Source organism: Streptomyces sp. NPDC104226 (assembly GCF_055584085.1).
In genome coordinates this window covers 50,431-70,537 of the sequence record NZ_JBVJMS010000012.1, presented here as the reverse complement: position 1 = coordinate 70,537, position 20,107 = coordinate 50,431, and the positions used below count along the sequence as shown (strand labels likewise).

18 protein-coding genes are annotated in these 20,107 nt (G+C 73.5%); 5 read left to right on the top strand and 13 right to left on the bottom strand.

Annotated features, from left to right (window positions below; all coding sequences use genetic code 11):
* Nucleotides 1–84: 84 nt before the first annotated feature.
* Nucleotides 85–1,191, top strand: coding sequence for a ferritin-like domain-containing protein (locus ACZ60J_RS32410; RefSeq protein WP_469687385.1), 1,107 nt, complete (start codon nt 85–87; stop codon nt 1,189–1,191).
* 119 nt (nt 1,192–1,310) lie between these two features.
* Here the strand turns inward: ACZ60J_RS32410 and ACZ60J_RS32405 are convergent, their stop codons facing one another.
* Together ACZ60J_RS32405 and ACZ60J_RS32400 are read right to left on the bottom strand one after the other, a co-directional pair.
* Complete coding sequence (locus ACZ60J_RS32405; RefSeq protein WP_469687383.1) at nt 1,311–2,771, bottom strand: penicillin-binding transpeptidase domain-containing protein; 1,461 nt, start codon at nt 2,769–2,771, stop codon at nt 1,311–1,313.
* Complete coding sequence (locus ACZ60J_RS32400; RefSeq protein ID WP_469687381.1) at nt 2,768–4,138, bottom strand: FtsW/RodA/SpoVE family cell cycle protein; 1,371 nt, start codon at nt 4,136–4,138, stop codon at nt 2,768–2,770. The genes ACZ60J_RS32405 and ACZ60J_RS32400 overlap by 4 nt, the downstream gene beginning before the upstream one ends.
* 109 nt (nt 4,139–4,247) lie before the next feature.
* Between ACZ60J_RS32400 and ACZ60J_RS32395 the strand changes: the two genes are divergently transcribed.
* Nucleotides 4,248–4,637, top strand: a complete 390-nt coding sequence (locus tag ACZ60J_RS32395; protein WP_469687380.1) for a DUF6325 family protein — start codon at nt 4,248–4,250, stop codon at nt 4,635–4,637.
* Nucleotides 4,637–5,035 carry an SHOCT domain-containing protein gene (locus tag ACZ60J_RS32390; protein WP_469687379.1) on the top strand — a complete coding sequence of 133 codons (399 nt, stop codon included), beginning with the start codon at nt 4,637–4,639 and terminating at the stop codon, nt 5,033–5,035. The genes ACZ60J_RS32395 and ACZ60J_RS32390 overlap by 1 nt, the downstream gene beginning before the upstream one ends.
* A 23-nt stretch (nt 5,036–5,058) precedes the next feature.
* On the opposite strand, the gene ACZ60J_RS32385 is transcribed toward ACZ60J_RS32390, so the two are convergent.
* Complete coding sequence (locus tag ACZ60J_RS32385; RefSeq protein WP_469687377.1) at nt 5,059–5,742, bottom strand: hypothetical protein; 684 nt, start codon at nt 5,740–5,742, stop codon at nt 5,059–5,061.
* Complete coding sequence (locus ACZ60J_RS32380) at nt 5,739–6,383, bottom strand: RNA polymerase sigma factor (RefSeq protein ID WP_469687375.1); 645 nt, start codon at nt 6,381–6,383, stop codon at nt 5,739–5,741. Before ACZ60J_RS32380 ends, ACZ60J_RS32385 begins: the two co-directional genes overlap by 4 nt.
* A 190-nt stretch (nt 6,384–6,573) precedes the next feature.
* Here ACZ60J_RS32380 and ACZ60J_RS32375 point away from each other — a divergent pair, with 190 nt between their 5' ends.
* Entirely contained in the window at nt 6,574–7,872 is a 1,299-nt protein-coding gene (locus tag ACZ60J_RS32375) for a C40 family peptidase (protein WP_469687373.1), read from the top strand.
* Here the strand turns inward: ACZ60J_RS32375 and ACZ60J_RS32370 are convergent.
* From ACZ60J_RS32370 to ACZ60J_RS32350, 5 genes are read right to left on the bottom strand one after another with little or no spacing between them, the layout of a single operon-like run.
* Nucleotides 7,824–9,083 carry a styrene monooxygenase/indole monooxygenase family protein gene (locus tag ACZ60J_RS32370; protein ID WP_469687372.1) on the bottom strand — a complete coding sequence of 420 codons (1,260 nt, stop codon included), beginning with the start codon at nt 9,081–9,083 and terminating at the stop codon, nt 7,824–7,826. The two genes, ACZ60J_RS32375 and ACZ60J_RS32370, sit on opposite strands and share 49 nt — an antisense overlap.
* Nucleotides 9,084–9,094: 11 nt before the next feature.
* Nucleotides 9,095–9,742: a GTP-binding protein gene (locus ACZ60J_RS32365; protein WP_469687370.1), complete on the bottom strand. Its 648-nt coding sequence runs from the start codon at nt 9,740–9,742 to the stop codon at nt 9,095–9,097.
* Complete coding sequence (locus ACZ60J_RS32360) at nt 9,723–10,112, bottom strand: DUF742 domain-containing protein (protein WP_382970494.1); 390 nt, start codon at nt 10,110–10,112, stop codon at nt 9,723–9,725. The genes ACZ60J_RS32365 and ACZ60J_RS32360 overlap by 20 nt, the downstream gene beginning before the upstream one ends.
* Nucleotides 10,109–10,600, bottom strand: a complete 492-nt coding sequence (locus tag ACZ60J_RS32355; protein WP_469687368.1) for a roadblock/LC7 domain-containing protein — start codon at nt 10,598–10,600, stop codon at nt 10,109–10,111. Before ACZ60J_RS32355 ends, ACZ60J_RS32360 begins: the two co-directional genes overlap by 4 nt.
* Entirely contained in the window at nt 10,597–13,839 is a 3,243-nt protein-coding gene (locus ACZ60J_RS32350; RefSeq protein WP_469687367.1) for a nitrate- and nitrite sensing domain-containing protein, read from the bottom strand. Before ACZ60J_RS32350 ends, ACZ60J_RS32355 begins: the two co-directional genes overlap by 4 nt.
* A 383-nt stretch (nt 13,840–14,222) precedes the next feature.
* On the opposite strand from ACZ60J_RS32350, the gene ACZ60J_RS32345 reads away from it, so the two are divergent.
* Entirely contained in the window at nt 14,223–14,996 is a 774-nt protein-coding gene (locus tag ACZ60J_RS32345; RefSeq protein WP_469687365.1) for a protein phosphatase 2C domain-containing protein, read from the top strand.
* Nucleotides 14,997–15,109: 113 nt separating this feature from the next.
* Here ACZ60J_RS32345 and ACZ60J_RS32340 read toward each other — a convergent pair whose 3' ends face one another.
* From ACZ60J_RS32340 to ACZ60J_RS32325, 4 genes are all read right to left on the bottom strand, one after another.
* Nucleotides 15,110–15,550 (bottom strand): MarR family winged helix-turn-helix transcriptional regulator, encoded by a 441-nt coding sequence (locus tag ACZ60J_RS32340; RefSeq protein ID WP_469687364.1) that lies wholly within the window; start codon nt 15,548–15,550, stop codon nt 15,110–15,112.
* Nucleotides 15,551–15,665: 115 nt separating this feature from the next.
* Entirely contained in the window at nt 15,666–18,062 is a 2,397-nt protein-coding gene (gene lon, locus ACZ60J_RS32335) for an endopeptidase La (protein WP_469687362.1), read from the bottom strand.
* Nucleotides 18,063–18,230: 168 nt separating this feature from the next.
* Complete coding sequence (locus ACZ60J_RS32330; RefSeq protein ID WP_469687361.1) at nt 18,231–19,064, bottom strand: DUF4097 family beta strand repeat-containing protein; 834 nt, start codon at nt 19,062–19,064, stop codon at nt 18,231–18,233.
* A 94-nt stretch (nt 19,065–19,158) separates the two neighbouring features.
* Entirely contained in the window at nt 19,159–20,022 is an 864-nt protein-coding gene (locus ACZ60J_RS32325) for a sulfurtransferase (RefSeq protein WP_469687359.1), read from the bottom strand.
* Nucleotides 20,023–20,107 lie beyond the last annotated feature (85 nt).

The following is a 20,107-nucleotide window of genomic DNA, read 5'->3' as shown; positions in this document are numbered from 1 at the left end:
GACCGCGCGTCTACCAACGTGTGACGCTGCCAACTGTCCGGTCCTGTACGGAAGTACGCGGCTACGTGAGGCGAGGGGGCGTCAGTGTCGACGCACGAGCTCTACACCAACGATCCGGGCGAGACCGTCTGGCCGGTCCCCGCATCCGGAAATGCCCGTTTCAGCTGGGAGTACGACGGCGGCCGCGAGCGGCTGCTGGCCCTGTACCAGAAGGGCAAGGACAAACAGTGGGACGGCGCCAAGCGCATCGACTGGGGCATCGAGGTGGATCCGTACGATCCCCTGGGCACCCCGGACGAGGCGCTTCCGCTGCACGGCACCCGGCATTGGGCCAAGCTCACGGAACGGGACCGGGGCGAGCTGCGCCGGCACTACAGCGCATGGAACTTCAGCCAGTTCCTGCACGGCGAGCAGGGCGCGATGGTGTGCGCGGCGCGCATCGTCGAATCGGTGCCGGACCTCGACGCGAAGTTCTACTCCGCCACGCAGACCATGGACGAGGCCCGGCACGCGGAGATCTTCGGACGGTTCCTGCACGAGAAGATCGGGATGCTCTACCCGATCAACGACAGCCTTCAGGGACTGCTCGGCGACACCCTGCGCGACTCCCGCTGGGACATGCCGTACCTGGGCATGCAGGTACTCATCGAGGGGCTGGCGCTGGCCGCCTTCGGGATGATCCGCGACACCACGAACAAGCCGCTGCCCAAGCAGATCCTGGCCTACGTGATGCAGGACGAGGCCCGGCACGTCGCGTTCGGGCGGATGGCCCTGCGCGACTACTACAAGCAGCTGTCGGACGCCGAACTGCGCGAGCGCGAGGAGTTCGTGATCGAGGGCTGCTACCTGATGCGGGACCGGCTGCGCGGGGTGGAGGTGCTGGAGAACTTCGGCATCTCGCGCGCCGAGGCGGAGGAGTTCAGCGAACGCTCCGAGTTCCTGGCGCTCTTCCGCAAGCTGCTCTTCAGCCGGATCGTGCCCTGCGTGAAGGACATCGGGCTGTGGGGCGAGCGGCTGCAGAAGGCGTACCTGGACATGGGCGTCTTCGAGATGGGGAACTCCAACCTGGACCTGCTGATGAGCGAGGACGAGGAGATCGCCGAGGCCCTCGACCGGGAGCGGTTCGCGGCCGAGGAGGAACAGCGGGTGGCGGAGGTCGCGGAGACCGTCGCGGAGGGCGCGGACGCCTAGGGCGGTGGGCTGGACCCGGTCGGGCGGGAGCGTTGGCCCTGGCGGCGCACGGCTCCCACGACGCGCACCCTCCGGTGGGAAACCCGCGCGGAGGGAACCGCCGGCCCTGCCGGGGTGTTTCACCGGGGTGACAGGGCCGCTTCCATCACCGCTCGGGCGATCGGGGCTGCCGCCCCATTGCCGCTGATGTCCCCGCGGACGGCCGACGCGTCCTCGACGACCACCGCGACCGCCACGGCCGGCGGCCGGCCGCCCTCGGGCCCCGCCCAGGAGATGAACCAGGCGTACGGGGTGCCCGCGTTGCCGACGCCGTGCTGCGCCGTACCGGTCTTGCCGCCGACCACGGCGCCGGGGATCGCCGCGTTGCGGCCGGTGCCGCTCTCCACCACCTTCACCATGAGCTCCTGCATCCGCATCGCGGTCAGCGGGGTCATGGCCCGGCCGAGACTGCGCTGGTCGGCGCGGCGGACCGGGTCCCCGTCGTCCTGGGTCGTGCGGTCCACCAGGTAGGGGGCCTTGAGCTCCCCTCCGTTGGCGACGGCCGCCGCCACCATCGCCATCTGCAGCGGGGTGGCCTTCGTGTTGAACTGGCCGATCGAGGACAGGGCCAGCTGGTCGGGGCTCATGTCGGTGTCGAAGTTGGACCGCGACACCCAGGCCGGCACCCGCAGGCCCGCGTCGTTGAAGCCGAAACGCCGCGCCGCCTCCGTCATCCCGCGCAGCCCGACCCGTACGCCGATCTTCGCCATCACCGTGTTGCACGACCACTGGACCGCGTCCGCCATCGAGGCGTCGGCGCAGCCCGTTCCTGCGTTCGGCAGCAGGGTGCTGGTGCCCGGCAGCGGGTACGGGTCCGGGGTCTCGGTCGGCGCGTCCACATCGGTGACCACGCCCGCGTCGAGGGCGGCGGCGGCCGTCACGATCTTGAACGTGGAGCCGGGCGGGTACGTCTCGCGCAGGGCGCGGTTGAGCATCGGCTTGGCGGGGTCCGCGTTGAGCTTCTCCCAGGCCTCCTTGACCTTCGGCCCGGTGCCGGAGAGCACCGCCGGGTCGTAGGAGGGGCTGCTGACCAGCGCGAGGATCTTGCCCGTGGACGGTTCCACGGCGGCGACCGCACCCCGCTTGCCCGCGAGCCCGGTGTACGCGGCCAGCTGCATGTTCGCCCTGATGGTGGTGGCGGCGTCGCCGCCGCCGGGGCGGCCGCGCGAGAGCTCGTACCAGAGCGGGAAGGCCGACAGCCCGGGGTCCGTGCCGGAGAGGACCGCGTCCTCGGCGCGTTCCAGGAAGCTGGTCCCGTAGGTCTGCGAGGCGAAGCCGGTGACGGGCGCGTAGAGCGGTCCGTTCTTGTACGTGCGCTCGTAGCGCAGCAGTTGGCGGCTGTCCCGGGAGCCGGTGACGGGACGGCCGTCGACGGTGATGTCCCCGCGCGGTTCCGCGTACCGCTCGATGGCGGGGCGCTTGTTGGCCGGGTTCGCGCCGTACCCGGCGGCCTCCCAGACCTGGACACGACCGACGTTGACCAGCAGGGCGACGAGCAGCAGGGCGCAGAAGTACGCGCACCAGCGGATGTAGCGGATCACGCGTCGGCCTCCTCGGCCGGTCCGGGCCTGCGGGCGCTGTCGCTGAGCCGGACGAGGAGGGCGACGATGATCCAGTTGGTGACCACGGAGGAGCCGCCCTGGGCGAGGAAGGGCATGGCCATGCCGGTCAGCGGGATCAGGCCGGTGACTCCGCCGGCGATGACGAACACCTGGAGCGCGACGATCGAGGCGAGTCCGGTGGCGAGGAGCCGCCCGAAGGGGTCGCGCAGTGCCAGTCCGGCGCGGAAGCCGCGGGCGACGAGGAGCCCGTAGAGGAGCAGGATCGCGGTGAGGCCGACGAGGCCGAGCTCTTCCCCGGCGGTGGCGAGGATGAAGTCGGATTTGGCGGCGAAGCCGATGAGGAAGGACTGGCCGTGGCCGAGCCCGGCGCCGAGCAGTCCACCGGCCCCGAAGGCGAAGAGCGACTGGGCGAGCTGGCCGGGTCCGTCGCCGCGCTCGATGGAGGCGAAAGGATTCAGCCAGTCGTCCACGCGGCTGTTCACGTGCGGCTCGAACGTCCCGACGGCGTACGCGCCCACGGCCGCGAGCAGCAGCCCGATGGCGATCCAGCCGATCCGGCCGGTGGCCGTGAACAGCATGATCACGAAGAGGCCGAAGAAGAGCAGCGAGGTCCCGAGGTCGCGCTCCAGGACGAGCACGCCGACCGAGAGCAGCCAGATGGCCAGGATCGGGCCGAGGACCCGGCCGGGCAGCAGCCTCAGCTTCCAGAAGAGGGTGCGTCCGGTGAGGGCCAGGGCGGTGCGGTTCGCCGCGAGGTAGGAGGCGAAGAAGACGGCGAGCAGGATCTTGGCGAACTCCCCCGGCTGGAAGGAGAGCCCGGCGAACCGGATCCAGATGTGCGCGCCGTTCACGGCCGGGAAGAAGACGGGCACCATCATCAGCGCCAGCGCGACGGCCACGGACAGGTACGCGTACTTCTGCAGCACCCGGTGGTCGCGCAGCAGCGCGACGGCGAGCACGAAGAGCACCACTCCGAGGGCTGACCAGCGCAGTTGCTCACCGGCGGTGGCGTTGCCGGGGGTGGTGGCGTCGAGGCGCTGGATGAGGACGAGGCCGAGGCCGTTGAGCAGCACGGCGATCGGGAGCAGCAGCGGATCGGCGTACGGGGCGAACAGCCGGACGGCGAGGTGGGCGACGAGTGCGGCCACGGCGAGGCCGGCGGCGTAGTGGGCGGCGGGTGCGGGGATGCTGCCGGTGGTGGCGAGCCCCACGTAGAGGTGGCCGAGGACGGCGATCAGGACGGCGCCGAAGAGCAGCGACAGCTCGACTCCACGACGCTTGGGCGCACGGGCGTCGGGGGGCGGTGGCGGGGCGGGTTCCGTCACCTTCGCCGTCAGAGCGGTCATACGGGGAAACGTAGCAAGGAGCCGGGCCGTATGTCCGCTTATGTCATAGTGTGCCGAAGAGTCGTCAGAACCGGTCGGAAGCGAAGTAGCGGATCAGGAGTCTCCTTCCATGGGACCTGCGGAGTTCATCGTCCTGGCCTTTCCGGAAGAACAGCTGCGGGTCGCGGCGGTCGAGGCGGTGATGGGACTGCGCAAGGCCGGGGTCGTGCGGCTCGTCGACGGTCTGGTGGCCACCAAGACCGCCGGCGGTGAGGTGCTCTCAGCCGAGTTCGACGAGTTCGTCGAACTCCGGGGCCTGCTCGCCCACCGGGAGGCGGCCCCGCTCATCGGCCCCGAGGACGTGCGGGAATCGGCTGAACTGATGGACCGCGGCAGCTGCGCCCTCCTCCTGGTCGTCGAGCACGTATGGGCCGAGGACGCCGCCGTCGCCGTCCGCGCGGCGGGCGGCCGGATCGCGGGAGCGGTCCGCCTCCCGGCCGACCGGCTGGGGGTGGCCTGATGTTCATCCGCCCCATCGGCTCCGTCGTGAACCCCTCCCAGCGCCCCTCGGGCCACCCCCTCCTGCGCGGAATCCTGGCGCGCGGGGCCTACGTCTGGGACGCGGCCCAGCACCCGGCAGCGGTTGCGACCCCCCAGCCCCAGGACGGCACACCCCCGGGCACGCCCCGCGACACGCCCCCCGACGCGACCCCCGGCACGGCATCCTCTCCCCCGGCGGCCCCCTCCGCCCGCCGGGAGCCCGCAGCCGCCCGTCCCGCTCCCCACCCGGGCCCGGGTCCGGCCTCCCCCGGGGCCGATCTGACGGACCGCCTGACCCAGCTGGCAGCCCTGGCCCGCGAAGGCCTGCTGACCCCGGACGAGTTCTCGGCGGCCAAGGCCCGCCTGCTGTCCGACTGACCCCGGGCCGTACGGCCCATCCGCTACCTCGGGGCGCCTCCTCCGGTCCCGCCCTGGAGGAGGCCAAGCCCCATCTCCGGATCATCGGCACGGGTGAAGTCGGGTATGCAGGACGGCACCCGCTCCGTGGGCATCGAGCCGGCACCCACATAGGTGAGCCGGGGCTTCACCGGTTTCACGAGCACCAGGGTGTGTCCTGCGGGGAGCGTCCTCGAGTTGATCGTCAGCACGAGCTCGCCACCCCCGCCCTTCTTGAAGCCGAAGAGCTGCTCCTGGGACGCGCCCACGATCAGGCCGCGTGCGTCACTGATCAGGCCCACGGGTCCGTCGAAACCGCCGCCCGGCACCGCGGGGCACTCCTCCACCGGCTTCTCGGGGACCACCGCCACGGGGATGCCCAGCCCTCGCAGCTCCCGCTCCACGCCGGAGATCCCTTCGGGGTGGTACAGACTGACGGTGATCGTGCCGTCATCGCTCCTGCTCAGGGCGTACGCAGCGGAGGCACCCCCCTGGTCTCCCATGACCGGCACGGCGATCGACGCCACGGCCGCCGTCGCCGCCAGCCCGACGGCGATCGGTATCCGGAACCGCCGGGCAGGCGAGCCGACGGCGAAGTCCGCCCGGCCATCGAGCTCCGCCCGGTCGGCGGCTATCGCCACGAGCTCCGTCTTCAGCCGCTCCTCGAACGCAGTGGGCCTGGTACTCATCGTGCTACCTCCAACTGCTGCGCCGGGGCAGGGACGTACGGATCCTCGGGAGTCCGCAGCGCGCGGCGGGCGCGGTGCAGGCGGACCCGGATGGTGGCCTGGGTGACGCCGAGGGCCTGGGCGGCCTCGGCCGGGGTGAGGCCGTCGACCACGACCAGGTCGAGCGCGGCCCTCAGCGGCTCCGACAGGGCGGCATGCCGCTCGGCCAGGTCGCGGAAGGCCCGCTGTGCGTCTATCCGTTCCTCCAGGGCCGCCACGTCCTGGTCGTCGAGCAGCCGGCGGCCGCTGAGCCTCTGCAGGGCTCCGCGCTCGCGGGCGCCCGCACGGGCGTGGCTCGCCAGGACATTGCGCGCGATGCCGTAGAGCCAGGCGATCGGCACTCCCCTGTCGGGCCGATAGCCGGCCACGTCCTTCAGCGCGGCGAGGAAGATGTCGGCCGTAAGGTCCGCCGCCAGGTGCGGGTCGGTGACCCGTCGGGTGACGAACCCGAGCACGGCGTCGATGTGCTCCTCGTAGAAGGCGCCGAACCCCTCCGGCGTCCGGAGGTCCGGTGGCCCGGCCCCCGCCCATCCGGAGTCCTTCCTCCTACCCCCCGCCGACGCGCCGCCCGCCCCCGCGCCGCCCTCGTGTGTGCTGTTCACCCCAGCCCCTCCCCTGGTCTGCGGGCCCCCGTCGGCCCCTCACCCCGTACTTGGCGAAAGCCGCGCCAACCGTTTCATCGGGTCCGGCCGGCAGCTGTCCGCCGACCGGGTGAGCGGGGCGGCACGGCCGCCCCGGGTGGGCGATTTGTCATACCACGCATGACAGCATCGGCCGCCAGGAGGTGACCCCATGTCACGACGCCGCAGACGTCGGCTGCTTCGCGCCGCGTGCCTCGCCGCAGCCCTCGTCACGGCCGGCCCGCTCCCCGTCACCCACGCCGAGCCCGCCGCCCCTGCCGCACCGGAGACGCCCGCGACACCGGAGACACCCGCCGCCCCGGAGACACCCACCACCCCGGAAACGCCGGACGCCCCCACTGCCCCGGCCCCCACGGCCCCCGACACCCCCGCCGCCTCCCCCACCGAGCCCGTCGGCGTCCTCCTCACCCGCCTCCAGGGCCTCTACCAGCGCGCCGAGCAGGCCGCCGAGGCCTACAACGCCGCCGAGACCGCCCTCACCGCCCGGCAGCGCGAGGAGAGCCGGCTCAGCACCGAGCTCGGCAGGGCCCGTACCGCCGTCGCCGACGCCCAGACCACCACGGGCCGGCTGGCGCGCGAGCAGTACAAGGGCGGCCGCGGGTTCTCCCCGTACGCCCGGATGCTGTTCGCCGGGGACCCCCAAGGGGCCCTGGACCAGCGCCGGATCGCGGAGCGCGAGGGGGCCCGGCGTGCCGCCGCGCTGCAGCGGCTCACCCGGGGCGAGCAGCAGGCCGACCGGCTCGCCACGGCCGCCCGCAAGGCCCTGGACTCCGAGCTGAAGCTGGCTGCCGACACCAAGGCGCGCAAGGAGGAGGCCGCCACGCAGCTCAAGGAGGTCGAGCGGATGCTGGCCTCGCTCAGCCCCGCCCAGCTCACCGAGCTCGACGCGCGGGAGGCCGAGGACACCGCCACCGCGCAGCGGGAGTTGATCGGTTCGGGGAAGCTGGGCAGCGGCGGCTCCCCCCGGCTCCGCAACCCCACCGCGGCCGGCGGCACGGCCCTCACGTACGCGGCCGCCCAGATCGGGAAGCCGTACGTCTGGGGCGCGGAGGGTCCGGCCTCCTTCGACTGCTCCGGGCTGACCTCGCAGGCCTGGGCGCACGCGGGCCGCGAGATCCCCCGGACCAGTCAGGAGCAGTGGGCCCGGCTGCCGCGGGTGCCGCTCGACGAACTGCGTCCGGGCGACCTGGTGGTGTACTTCCCGACCGCCACCCACGTGGCCCTGTACGTCGGCGACGGCAAGGTCATCCAGGCACCCCGTCCGGGCGCGAAGGTGAAGGTCTCGCCGATCGCCGCGAATCCGCTGCTCGGCGCGGTACGGCCGGACCCCGACGGGGCGCCACTGCGCTCCTTCACCCCGCCGCCGCTGCCCGAGGGCGCGACGGCGGGGGACGACACGGGCTACGCGGAGGCCGAGGCGCCCGAGGCGCCCGAGACCTCCGCCAGGTAGTCCGCCGCGTCCTCGGGGTCGTAGAAGTACGCGTCGAAGTCGGCCGGGTTGTCGAAGCCGTTGGCGAATCGATTCGCCACCGGCTGGAGCTGCCCGGCCGCGCCGATCAGGTTGAGCACGTGCTCCGGCGGGACGCCGAGCATGGCGTTCGTCCACTGGGTCGCGGGCTTGCCGCAGGTGAACCAGTACTTGTCGAAGGTCGCCTTCATCCACGCCTCGTCGAACGGGTTGTCCCCGTGCATGAGGATCGAGGAGAGGTACGAGGCCGCGCACTTGGCGGCGGAGTTCGAACCCTGCCCGGTGATCGGGTCGTTGGCGACGACCACGTCCGCCACGCCCAGCACCAGCCCGCCGCCGGGCAGCCGCCCGATCGGGTTGCGGACGACGGGGGCGTACCGCCCGGCGAGCGTGGCGCCCGCGTCCGTCAGCTCCACCTCCGTCGCCCGCGCGTACTCCCAGGGCGTGAACTTCTCCATCAGTTCCAGGGTCAGCGCAAGGTGTTCCGCAGGGTCCTTCACCCCGCCGAAGACGTCCAGCGGTCCGCCCGGGATGCCCTCCCAGAACAGGATGTCGGCCCGCCCGGAGGTGGTCAGCGTCGGCATCACGAACAGCTCACCGGCACCCGGGACCAGGTTGCAGCGCACGGCCTCCGTCTCCGGGTGCTCGGGGTGCGGAGCCAGCCCGTGCACGTACGACACGGCGAGCGCGCGCTGCGGGGCGTCGTACGGGGAGCGGGCCGCGTCCCGGCCGAACAGCGAGACCAGCTCGCCCTTGCCGGCCGCGACCAGCACCAGGTCGTACGTACGGGAGAAGAAGTCCAGGTCGGAGACGGTCGCGCCGTGGATGACCAGCTGCCCGCCGCGCTGCGCGAAGGTGTCGAGCCAGCCGGCCATCTTCACGCGCTGGTCCACGGACTGGGCGAAGCCCTTGAGCCTGCCGAGCCAGTCGACGGGGCGGCTGCCGTCGGGGGCGGAGACGGAGACGCCCAGGCCCTCGATCCTCGGCGCCTGCTGCTCCCAGAAGTTCAGCTGCAGGTCCCGCTCGTGCTGGAGCGCCGTGTCGAACATGACCTGCGTGGACATGACCCGCCCGGTGCGGATCTCGTCCGCCGTCCGGTTGGACATGAGGGTGACCTCGTACCCCTTCGCCTGCAGTCCGAGGGCGAGTTGGAGACCGGACTGGCCGGCGCCGACGACGAGTATCTTGCGCATCTGGACGTTCTCTATTCGGGGGTCGTGTCGAGGGCGTGGCCCACGAGGGTCATCAGGGATTCCAGGACCGTCGCCCGGCGCCGCGCGTCCATGATCACCACGGGTACCTGCGCCGGTATGGTCAGCGCCTCCCGCACGTCCTCCGGTTCGTACGAAGGCGTGCCCTCGAAGTGGTTGACGGCCACGGCGTACGGCAGCCCGCAGCTCTCGAAGTAGTCGAGGGCGGGGAAGCAGTCGCGCAGCCGCCGCGTGTCCGCGAGGACGATCCCGCCGACGGCGCCGCGCACCAGGTCGTCCCACATGAACCAGAAGCGTTCCTGACCGGGGGTCCCGTACACGTACAGGACGAGGTCGTCGTCGAGCGTGACGCGCCCGAAGTCCATGGCGACGGTGGTGGTGTGCTTGTCCGGGGTCCCCGACAGGTCGTCGGTGGGGGCGGCGGCCTCGGTCATCAGCGCTTCGGTACGCAGCGGCCGGATCTCGGAGACGGAACCGACGAAGGTGGTCTTGCCCACCCCGAAACCGCCCGCCACCAGCACCTTCACGGCGACGGGCGCGCGCGAGCGGTCGTACTGCCAGGGCTGTACGGGCTCGTCCGGATCGGTGTCCGGGTGCGCGGGGAAGGAGGAGAGGCCGGTTTCAGAGACGGCGGAGCCCACTGAGCACCCTTTCGAGCAGAGCGCGGTCGGGACGGCCGCTGCCGTGGCCGGTCCCGTAGACACGGATCCGGCCCTGGTCGGCGAGGTCGCTGACCAGGACGCGGACCACGCCGAGCGGCAGCTTCAGCAGGGCGGCTATCTCGGCGATCGTCCGCATGCGGCGGCAGACCTCGACGATCGCCGGCATCTCCGGCATCCGGTCGGGCTTGCGCGGCTCGGACACCTTGGTGTCCAGGGCCGCGACGAAGGTCTCGACGTGCAGGACCTGGGTGAAGCGGGTGCGGCCGCCCGTCAGGGAGTACGGGCGTACACGGGCGGGGCGGCGGTCGGCGCCGCGTATCGGCAGCCGGTCGGAGGCCGGACTCCTCACGGGGTGTTCTCCATCGACTGGCGCAGCTCACTGCGGACTTCGGGGGTCAGGACGTGGCCGGCGCGGCCCACGAACAAGGCCATGTGGTACGCGACGACGCTCATGTCGCAGTCCGGCGTGGCGTGCACGCCGAGGAGCGATCCGTCGCTGATGGACATGACGAACACGGAACCGTGCTCCATGGCCACCATCGTCTGCTTGACCGAGCCGCCGTCCATCAGGGCGGCGGCGCCCGTGGTGAGCGAGCCGAGGCCGGAGACGATCGTCGCGAGATCGGCGGAGGCACCGCGGGGGCCGCTGGGGCGGGCGGGTGCGGGGGCGGCGGCCGGTGTGTCGGCCGCCACCGGATCCGAGGACAGCAGGAGGAGCCCGTCCGAGGACACGACGGCCACCGAGTTGACCCCGGGCACCTCCTCGACGAGGTCGGTCAGCAGCCACTGAAGGTTGCGGGCCTGGGAGCTCAGTCCGTACGTACTGGACGCGTTCATGTGCGTGCCTCCTGTGCGGTGTCCCCCCGGTCGGTCTGCCCCTGCTCCTGCGGCGGGCCCTGTCGGGGGTCCTGCGGCGCGTCCTGCCCGGGGGCCTGCGCGAGCTCGGCCTCCACGACGCGCCGCCCGTCCTGGGCTCCCCGGTAGAAGCCGCCGAGCCGGCGGCGCAGCTCGTCGGCGTCCACCCGGCCCGGAGCCGGACGCGCCGCCTCCTCGCGTACGGTGCTCACCACGCGGGGGCTCCGCTTGGGAAGCCCCTTGTCGGTGAGGACTTCCTGCGGCCCGGGGGCCTCAGCCTGCGGCGGTACGCGGAACACCTGCTCGGCGGGCACCTCCGCGAGGGCCTCCTCCGGCTGCTCTACGGGCGCCTCGGCGGCGGCCTGGGCCTGCGGCCGTACGCGGAACACCTGCTCGGCGGGCACCTCGACCGGCGCCGGGACCCGGAACACCTGCTCCGTGGGCGGCAGCTGCCCGGCCGGCGGCGCGAACCCCGCCGGAGCGGGCTCCGGAGCCACCCGCGCGGGCGGCTCCACGACAGAGGCCTGCGCCGTCTCGTGCGCGGGCTCCGGCTCGGGGAAGGCCACGGGGGCGTACTCGGCCTGAGCCTCGGGCTCGGGGTGGGACTCCGGGGCGTACTCGGCCTCGGGGTAGCCCTCCGGGGCATACTCGGCCTCGGGATCGGGGTAGCCCTCCGGGGCGAACTCCGCCTGGGGCTCAACCGCCGGGTAGCCCTCCGGGGTGTACTCCGCCTCGGGCTCAATCGCCGGGTAGCCCTCCGGGGCGAACGCCACCTGGGGCTCAGCCACCGGGAAGAACTCCGGGGTGTACTCCGCCTCGGGCCCAGCCTCCGGGAAGAACTCCGGGCCGTTGTCGGCCTGGGCCTCAGCCGCCGGGAGGGACTCCGGGCCGTGCTCGACTCCGGGGAAGAACGCCGGGTCCGGGTCCACGGCCGCATCCGCCGTCAGGGGCTCCGGCGCCGCCGGGGCCTCGGGCTCGGTCGGCTCGGCCGGCTCTGCGGGCTCCGCCGGCGCCTCGGGCGGGAGGGCGGCAAGGCCCCGTACCCGTGCCGGGAGGGTGTTCTCGTTGGCCTCCGCGACCACCCCGGGCAGGTGTAGCGCGGGTGCGCCCGGTGCGCCCAGGGTGTGGACCGGCGAGGCGAGCGGGGTGGCGGGCAGCAGCGCCGCCGGTACGACGACCAGGGCCTCCGTACCGCCGTGCTGCTGCGTGCGCAGCTCCGCGCTCACCCCGTGCCGGGCCGCGAGGCGTCCGGCCACGTACAGGCCGAGGCCCAGGCCGTGTTCCGACTCGGGCTCCTCGTCGTACGCGTCCGGCGTGGCCAGCCGCGCGTTCAGGGTCGCCAGCCGGTCCCCGGTGATTCCGATGCCCTCGTCGACGACGGAGAGCACCACGTCACCGGAGTCCAGCAGCCAGCCGGACACCTTGACCTTGGCGTCGGGCGGCGAGAAGGTCGTGGCGTTCTCCAGCAGCTCGGCCAGTACGTGCGAGATGTCGTCGGCGGCGTGCCCGGCGACCTGCGTGTACGAGGGCAGCACCCCGAGGTCGACGCGCTCGTAGCGCTCGATCTCGCTGACCGCCGCCCGCATGACGTCGACCAGCGGCACCGCCACACCCTGCCCGTGGCCGTGTTCCTGGCCGGCGAGGACGAGCAGGTTCTCGTTGTGGCGGCGCATCACGGTCGCCAAATGGTCGAGCTTGAAGAGGGTGGCGAGGCGGTCCGGATCCGGTTCCTCGGACTCCAGCTCCTCGATGACGGCGAGCTGGCGCTCGACGAGCCCCAGCGTCCGCAGGGACAGCGACACGGACGTGGTCGACATGATGCGGCGGTGCTCTTCCAGCCCCGCCCGCAGCTGCGCGAGCTCTTCCTCCAGCGTCTCCCGGCCGGCCGACAGGGCCTCGTTGCGGCCGATGAGGCGGCGCCGGTCGGCGTCGAGTCCGGCGATCCGGGTGTGCAGGGAGACCGTCTGGTCGCGTACCGCGTTGAGGTGGCGCACCACCTCGGCGAACTCGTCGTTGCGGCCCGTGAAGCGGACCGGTTCCACCGAGCCCTCCGGCGTGGCCAGCCGCGCCGCGCCGCGCCGCAGGACCGACAGCGGCCGGGTCAGGGAGCGCGCGACGGCGGTGGAGATGCCGAGGGTGAGGAGGAAGAGGACGCCGAGGAAGGTGACCATGACCTCCAGCGCGGTCACGTCGTCGTCGCGCAGCGCGGCGAGCGCGGTGGCGCGCTCGGCGGCGAGGGTGGCCTCGACCGAGCGCATCCGGTCGACGCGGGCGGTCAGGGCCGGTCCGACGGTGCCGGGATCGAGCTTGCGGTCGGCGGGCGACAGGGCGGGCCGGTCGGTGAGCCGCTTGAGGTAGTCGTCGGCCGTCTTGACCTCGGGTCCGGTGACGGTGGCGGTGAGGCTCTGGCGCACGTCGGGACGCGCGGCGCGTGCGAAGTCGTCGAGCGCGCCCTGCTCCCGTACGCGTGCCCGCTGGGCTGCGCCGGTGAGTTCGTCCACGAAGGCGGCGCCGGGCTGCTTGTCGCCGCCGGGCACGGACAGCGCGGCGAGGAGCAGTCCGCGGGTGGCGGAGGCCTGTTCCACGGCCTGGCCGAGGGCGGCCAGGGGGCGGGCGGTGACGAGGGCGTCGGCGGCGCGCGGCGGGGTCAACTCGCTGAGCCGGCCGCTCGGTGCGAGGAGTTCGGCGATGACGCCGGAGTAGGCCTGGTGGGCGGCGAGGGCGCTGTCCTTGCCCTCGATGGCCTCGGTGCGGACGGCGCCCACCCGGCCGAGGGCCTGGGCGAGTTCCTCGTCCGCGTCGGCCTGGACCTCGGCGAGCTGGCGGTCGGTGCCCGCGGCGCGTTCCTGGACGGCGGCGGCCTGCGCGCCCTTGGCGCCGCCGGGGCGGCCCTTGGCCACGTACGCGGTGACGGCGTCGCGCTCGTCGCCGAGCAGGTGGGCGAGGGTGAGGGTCTGCCGGCTCCGGTCGGCGAGGGTGACCAGTTCCTGGGAGTCCTTCAGGTCCGCGGAGGCGGACAGGACGGCGGGGGCTCCCGCCGCGAGGACGGCGAGCCCTGCCACGGCGACCCCGATGACCAGCCTGCTGCGCACGCGGACGCGGCGCCCTGCGGGTGCGGTCGCGGCGACCGGGCCGCCGGGGGCTCGTCGGTCGGGTGCGGTGCCGTCGGGTGCGGTGCCGTTCGCGACGGTGCCGTTCTTCCGAGGCCGCTTCTTCTGCACCGGTGCTCGCAATCCTGTTTACGTGTGTACGTGTACTGCTCGTGCTCGTCGTCTGGTGCCCGGTACGTGCTGCTCGGCGCGCGCCGCTTGTGCGCGCCTGCCGCCGTACCGCCTCAGACCCTCGCAGTGAGTGGGGAAGAGGACCGCACATCGCCCGCCCGGCCACACGAAGGAGTGAACAGCACGGAGGAGTTGGCGACCAACTCGGCGATCGGCTGTCAGGGGCCCGCCGTGGACGGGTGGTTGAAAGATCGATGCGGCTTTTGGCAGGATGCCCGCCCACATCGCAGCGTGCCGCGCCGTGGGCCCCGGGAGTCCTTCTGGTCCGGACCTTCCCCGGCTCCTCCCGCCCGTACGGAGCCCCGCGCGGGCAGAATGTCCCCATGCGCATCGATCTCTCCTCCGTCCCCGGCAACCCGGAACGCCCCAACGAGGACTGGCTGTCGGCCGCGATCCCCGCTTCGGGCGGCGGAGTTCTGGTGGCCCTCGACGGGGTCACCCCGCCTCCGGGCGAGGTCGGATGCGCGCACGGCGTGCCGTGGTTCGCGGCGAGGCTGGGCGGCCGATTGACCGAACTGTCCGGATCGCGCCGGGACATGCCCCTCGACGAGGTCCTGGCGGAGGCCATCCGCGTCACCGCGGACGCCCACCGCGACACCTGTGACCTTTCTCACGTCCGAACGCCTCAGGCGACGGTGGTCGTGGTCCGCTGGGACGCGTCCTGCGTCGAACACCTGGTGCTCTCGGATTCCGTACTCCTCCTCCAGGCGCCGGGTGGAGAGGTGCGCGCGGTCCTCGACGACCGGCTGGACCGGATCCCGCGCGAGCGGCTGCGTACGGAGGCCTCGGCCGACGAGCTGCGCAACGCGGAGGGCGGCTTCTTCACCGCCGCCGCCGACCCGGAGGTGGCGGCCCGGGCGGTGACCGGGCGGACGCCGCGCGCGGAGGTATGTGCGGTGGCGGCGCTCACGGACGGGGCCAGCCGGTGGACGGACACGTTCGGGGAGGGCGACTGGGCCGATTGCCTGGCGGTGCTCCGCAAGGAGGGCGCGCAGTCGCTGATCGACCGGGTGCGCGCGCTGGAGTCGGACCCGGACCGGGCGCACCGCCGCGGCAAGCGCCACGACGACGCGTCGGCGGCTTACGCGGAGCTTTAGGGGCGCGGGGGCCGGGAAGCACGGACGGCCGCAGACCCGGGGGCCGGGCGGCCCGGGAGGCCCAGTGGCCCGGGACGCCCAGTGCCCCGGGCGGCCGCGCCCGGTGCCCGGTGTTACTCCCCGCCCGCGTTCAACTGGTTCAGGAGCCTGGCCAGTTCCGCGACTTCCCCCCGGTCCCAGTCCGCGAGCTTGCGCATGTACTGCTCGCGCCGGGCGCCCCGGACCCGCAGGAAGCGCTCCCGGCCCTCCTCGGTGAGCCCGACCAGGAAGGCCCGCCCGTCCGCCGGGTCCGGCTCGCGGGCGACCAGGCCCAGCACCTCCAAGGCCCGCAGCTGCCGGCTCATGGTGGCCTTGCCGACCCCGAAGTAGGCGGCGAGCTCGGTCGCCCGCTGCCGCCCGGCGGCTTCCAGCCGTACGAGGAGCCCGTACGCGGCCGGTTCCAGCTCGGGGTGCAGCTCGCGCGCCATCTCCCCGGAGGAGGCGCGGGCCCGTCGGAGGAAGACGGACAGCTCCCGCTCCAGGGCAAGGAACTCCTGGTCTTCGGTCCCGTGCACGGCCCTCTCCTTCGCTGGTGTGTGGGGCACCAGTATTTCGCAGCGGGTGTGCCGGGGGCCCGGGGCCCCGCCGGAGCGGGGAACCCCGGGCCCCCGGCCCGGCCTGCCTCCCGGATCACGCCACCGCGGCCACCGCGGCCTCGTCCGCGGCCAGGGCCAGCTCCAGGACCTGGCGCACGTCCGTCACCGGGTGCACCGACAGCCCTGCCAGCACCTCGGCGGGCACGTCGTCCAGGTCGGCCTCGTTCCGCTTCGGGATGATGACGGTGGTCAGCCCGGCCCGGTGCGCGGCCAGCAGCTTCTGCTTGACCCCGCCGATGGGCAGCACCCGCCCGGTCAGCGAGACCTCGCCGGTCATGGCCACGTCGGTGCGGACCTGGCGGCCCGACAGCAGCGAGGCCAGCGCCGTCGTCATCGTGATGCCCGCGCTCGGGCCGTCCTTGGGCACCGCGCCCGCCGGGAAGTGGATGTGCACGCCCCGGTCCTTCAGGTCGGCGACCGGGAGTTCCAGCTCGGCGCCGTGGGAGCGCAGGAAGCTGAGCGCGATCTGCGCCGACTCCTTCATCACGTCTCCGAGCTGGCCCGTCAGCGTGAGCCCGGCCGCGCCCGTCTCGGGATCGGCCAGCGAGGCCTCGACGAACAGGACGTCGCCGCCCGCCCCGGTCACGGCGAGGCCGGTGGCCACGCCCGGTACCGCGGTGCGCCGCTCGGCCGGGTCCTGCGCGGACTCCGGTACGTGGTGCGGCCGTCCGATGAGTGCGCGCAGGTCGTCCGCGCCGATCCGCAGCGGCAGTTCCCGCTCCCCCAGTTCGTGCTGGGAGGCCACCTTGCGCAGCAGCCGGGCCAGGGAGCGCTCCAGGGTGCGCACGCCCGCCTCGCGGGTGTACTCCCCCGCCAGCTTGCGCAGCGCGTCCTCCTCCAGGACCACTTCCTCCGCGGCCAGGCCGGCCCGCTCCAGCTGCCGGGGCAGCAGGTGGTCGCGGGCGATGACGACCTTCTCGTCCTCGGTGTAGCCGTCGAGGCGGACCAGTTCCATGCGGTCGGCGAGGGCCTCGGGAATGGCCTCCAGGACGTTGGCGGTGGCCAGGAACACGACGTCGCTCAGGTCCAGTTCCACCTCCAGGTAGTGGTCCCGGAAGGTGTGGTTCTGGGCGGGGTCGAGGACTTCGAGCAGCGCGGCCGCCGGGTCTCCGCGGAAGTCGGAGCCGACCTTGTCGATCTCGTCGAGCAGGACGACCGGGTTCATGGAACCGGATTCCTTGATGGCCCGTACGATCCGGCCGGGCAGCGCGCCCACGTACGTACGCCGGTGCCCGCGGATCTCGGCCTCGTCGCGGACTCCGCCGAGGGCGACGCGGACGAACGTGCGGCCCATGGCGTGGGCCACGGACTCGCCGAGGGAGGTCTTGCCGACGCCGGGAGGGCCTACGAGTGCCAGCACGGCGCCGCCCCTGCGCCCGCCGACGACACCCATCCCGCGCTCGGAGCGGCGCTTGCGCACCGCCAGGTACTCGGTGATCCGGTCCTTCACGTCGCTCAGCCCGGCGTGCTCCGCGTCCAGGACGGCGCGGGCTCCGCGGATGTCGTACGCGTCCTCGGTCCGCTCGTTCCAGGGGAGTTCGAGCACGGTGTCCAGCCAGGTGCGGATCCAGGACCCTTCCGGGGACTGGTCGCTGGAGCGCTCCAGCTTGTCGACTTCCTTGAGCGCGGCCTCCCGTACCTTCTCGGGCAGGTCGGCGGCTTCGACGCGGGCCCGGTAGTCGTCGGACTCCTCGCCCTCCTTCTCCCCGCTGAGCTCGCGCAGTTCCTTGCGCACGGCGTCGAGCTGCCGCTTGAGCAGGAACTCGCGCTGGACCTTGTCGACGCCGTCCTGGACGTCCTTGGCGATGGACTCGGCGACGTCCTGCTCGGCGAGGTGGTCGCTGAGGGCCTTGACGGCGAGCCGCAGCCGGGCGACGGGGTCGGCCGTCTCCAGCAGCTCCACCTTCTGCTCGACGGTCAGGAACGGGGAGTAGCCGGAGTTGTCCGCGAGGGCCCCGACCCCCTCGATCTGCTGCACCCGGTCCACGACCTGCCAGGCCCCGCGCTTCTTGAGCCAGCTCGTGGCGAGCGCCTTGTACTCCTTGACGAGCTCGGCGACGGCCCCGGGCAGCGGATCGGGGACGGCCTCGTCCACGGTCTCCCCCTCGACCCAGAGCGCGGCCCCGGGCCCGGTCGTCCCGGCCCCGATGCGGACCCGGCCGCGGCCGCGGATCAGCGCCCCGGGATCCCCGTCGGACAGCCGTCCCACCTGCTCCACGGTGCCGAGCACTCCGGTGCCGGTGTACTTCCCGTCGACCCGGGGCACGAGCAGCACCTTCGGCTTCCCGCTCCCGGCGGCGGCCTGGGCGGCCTCGACGGCGGCGCGCACCTCGTTGTCGGACAGGTCCAGCGGAACGACCATCCCGGGCAGCACGACCTCGTCGTCGAGCGGCAGCACGGGCAGGGTGAGCGTTACGGACGTCGAAGCCATGATGTTCCCTCCGGCAGTGAAGTTGAGCTATGCCGACTCAATGCACGTGAGGGTCCCGATGTTCCCCAACGCCCGTTCGCCCGGGGCGAACAGGGTCGGGGGCAGCCCCGTCCGGGCGGCGGCATCACCGGGAATACCCAGCTCACCACCGGTGGGGGCGAGGTCGGCTCAGGCCGCCGAGACGGTGATGTCGCCCGACGAGGTCCGTACGGCGACGCGGGCGGCGGCGGAGGGGTCCGCGGGGAGGGTGATCCTGCGTGCGCCGGAGTCGGTGGCGACGTCGAGGGCGTACGGGGCCGCGGGGACCTTCACCCCGGCGTCGCCCGAGCTGGTCCGGACGGCGATCGAAGCCGGGGCCGTCGTGAAGGCGAGGCGGACGTCGCCGGAGTCGGAACGGGCGTCCGCGCCCGTTCCGGACAGTTCCCCGGCGGTGATCGAGCCCGAGGACGTACGGACCTTCAGCGGGCCGGCGATCCGGTCCGCCCGGACCGCGCCGGAGGCGGTGCCGACCTCCAGCGCGCCGCCGATCCGCTCCACGCGCACCCCGCCCGAGGAGGTCACGACCTTGGCTGCGGCCACCCCCGACACGGCGACGCGGCCGCTGCTGCTCTTGGCCCGGACCGTGGCGGAGGCCGGTACCTCCAGCCGGTAGTCGACGGAACAGCGCCCGGAGCAGTCCCCGTTGGTGAGGGTCAGCACTCCGCCGGAGAGCCGCTGGGCGGGCTCGGGCGCGGTGTCGCCGTGGTAGCGGACGGTGCGGCCGACGACGACGCCGGGGCCGGAGCCGACGACCACCTCGATGGATCCGCTCCCGGAGTCCTCCACCTCGACCGCGGTGACGGCCTCGGCCACCGTGGCGTCCGCGTTCGCCGACTTCTCCGGTCCGCCTCGGGAGACGAGCGAGCCGAAGGAGCAGCCGGTGAGCAGCAGTCCGGCGGCGACTGCCGTGGCGGTGAGGGTGACGGTGGCCTTGGTGGCGCGCGGGCGCGTCTTCGTGGTCATGGTGTCGATCGTGCCCGCGCGGCGGACGCGGGGGCATGGTGCACGTGCCCGGATCCGGGGTGGGGTTAACCCCCGGATCCGGGGCTCGGCTGCCTCAACTCCCCTGCACGACGGGCCGGTCCGGGGACGGCAGGCCCCACTCGCTCCAGGAGCCGTCGTACACCGCGAGGTCCTCGTACCCGGCGAGGGCGGCGCCGAGGGCGAGCACGCAGGCGGTGACCCCCGATCCGCAACTGAAGTACAGCCGCTCCCGCTCGCCCGCCGCAGCCCCGAAGGCCGCGCGGAGCTCCGCGGCGGGGCGCATCAGGCCGTCGGGGCGCTGCAGTTCGCCGAAGGGGAGGCTGACCGCGCCCGGCATGTGGCCCCCGCGCAGGCCGGGGCGGGGTTCGGGGGCGGTCCCGGCGAAGCGTTCGCGGGTCCGGGCGTCGAGCACGGCGGCGGCCGGATCGGCCAGGGCCGCCGAGACGGCGGCCGCGTCCACCAGCAGTCCGGCACGGGGCCGGGCGGTGAAGGAGCCGCGCGGGCCCTCGTAGCCCGGCCGGCGCTCCTCCACCGGCCGCCCGGCGGCGATCCACGCGGGCAGCCCGCCGTCGAGGACGGCGACCCGGTCGAAGCCCGTGCTGCGCAGCATCCACCAGGCGCGGGCGCTGGAGTAGACGCCGGCGCCGTCGTACACGACGACCGTGCTGTCGTCGTCTACGCCCAGGGTGCGCATCGCCTCGGCGAAGGCGGCGGGGCCGGGCATGGTGTGCGGGGCGGCGGCGGTGTGGTCGGACAATGCGCCGTCGAGGTCGAAGGGCCGGGCCCCGGGGATGCGCCGGTCCGCGCCGCGGTGGGCCCCGACGGAGGCGTCGAAGACGACGAGTCCGGGCGCGCCGAGCCGCTCCGCGAGCCAGTCCCCGCCGACGAGCGGACCGGGCGGCACGAGGGAGAGGGGGTGGGCTGCGTCCGCGTCCATGAGGCACCTCCGGCAGAATCCGACGGGCCCCCGCGAGGTGGGCGCCCCGCGGCCCATCCTCCCTCCTCCCCTCCGGCCCCCTGCG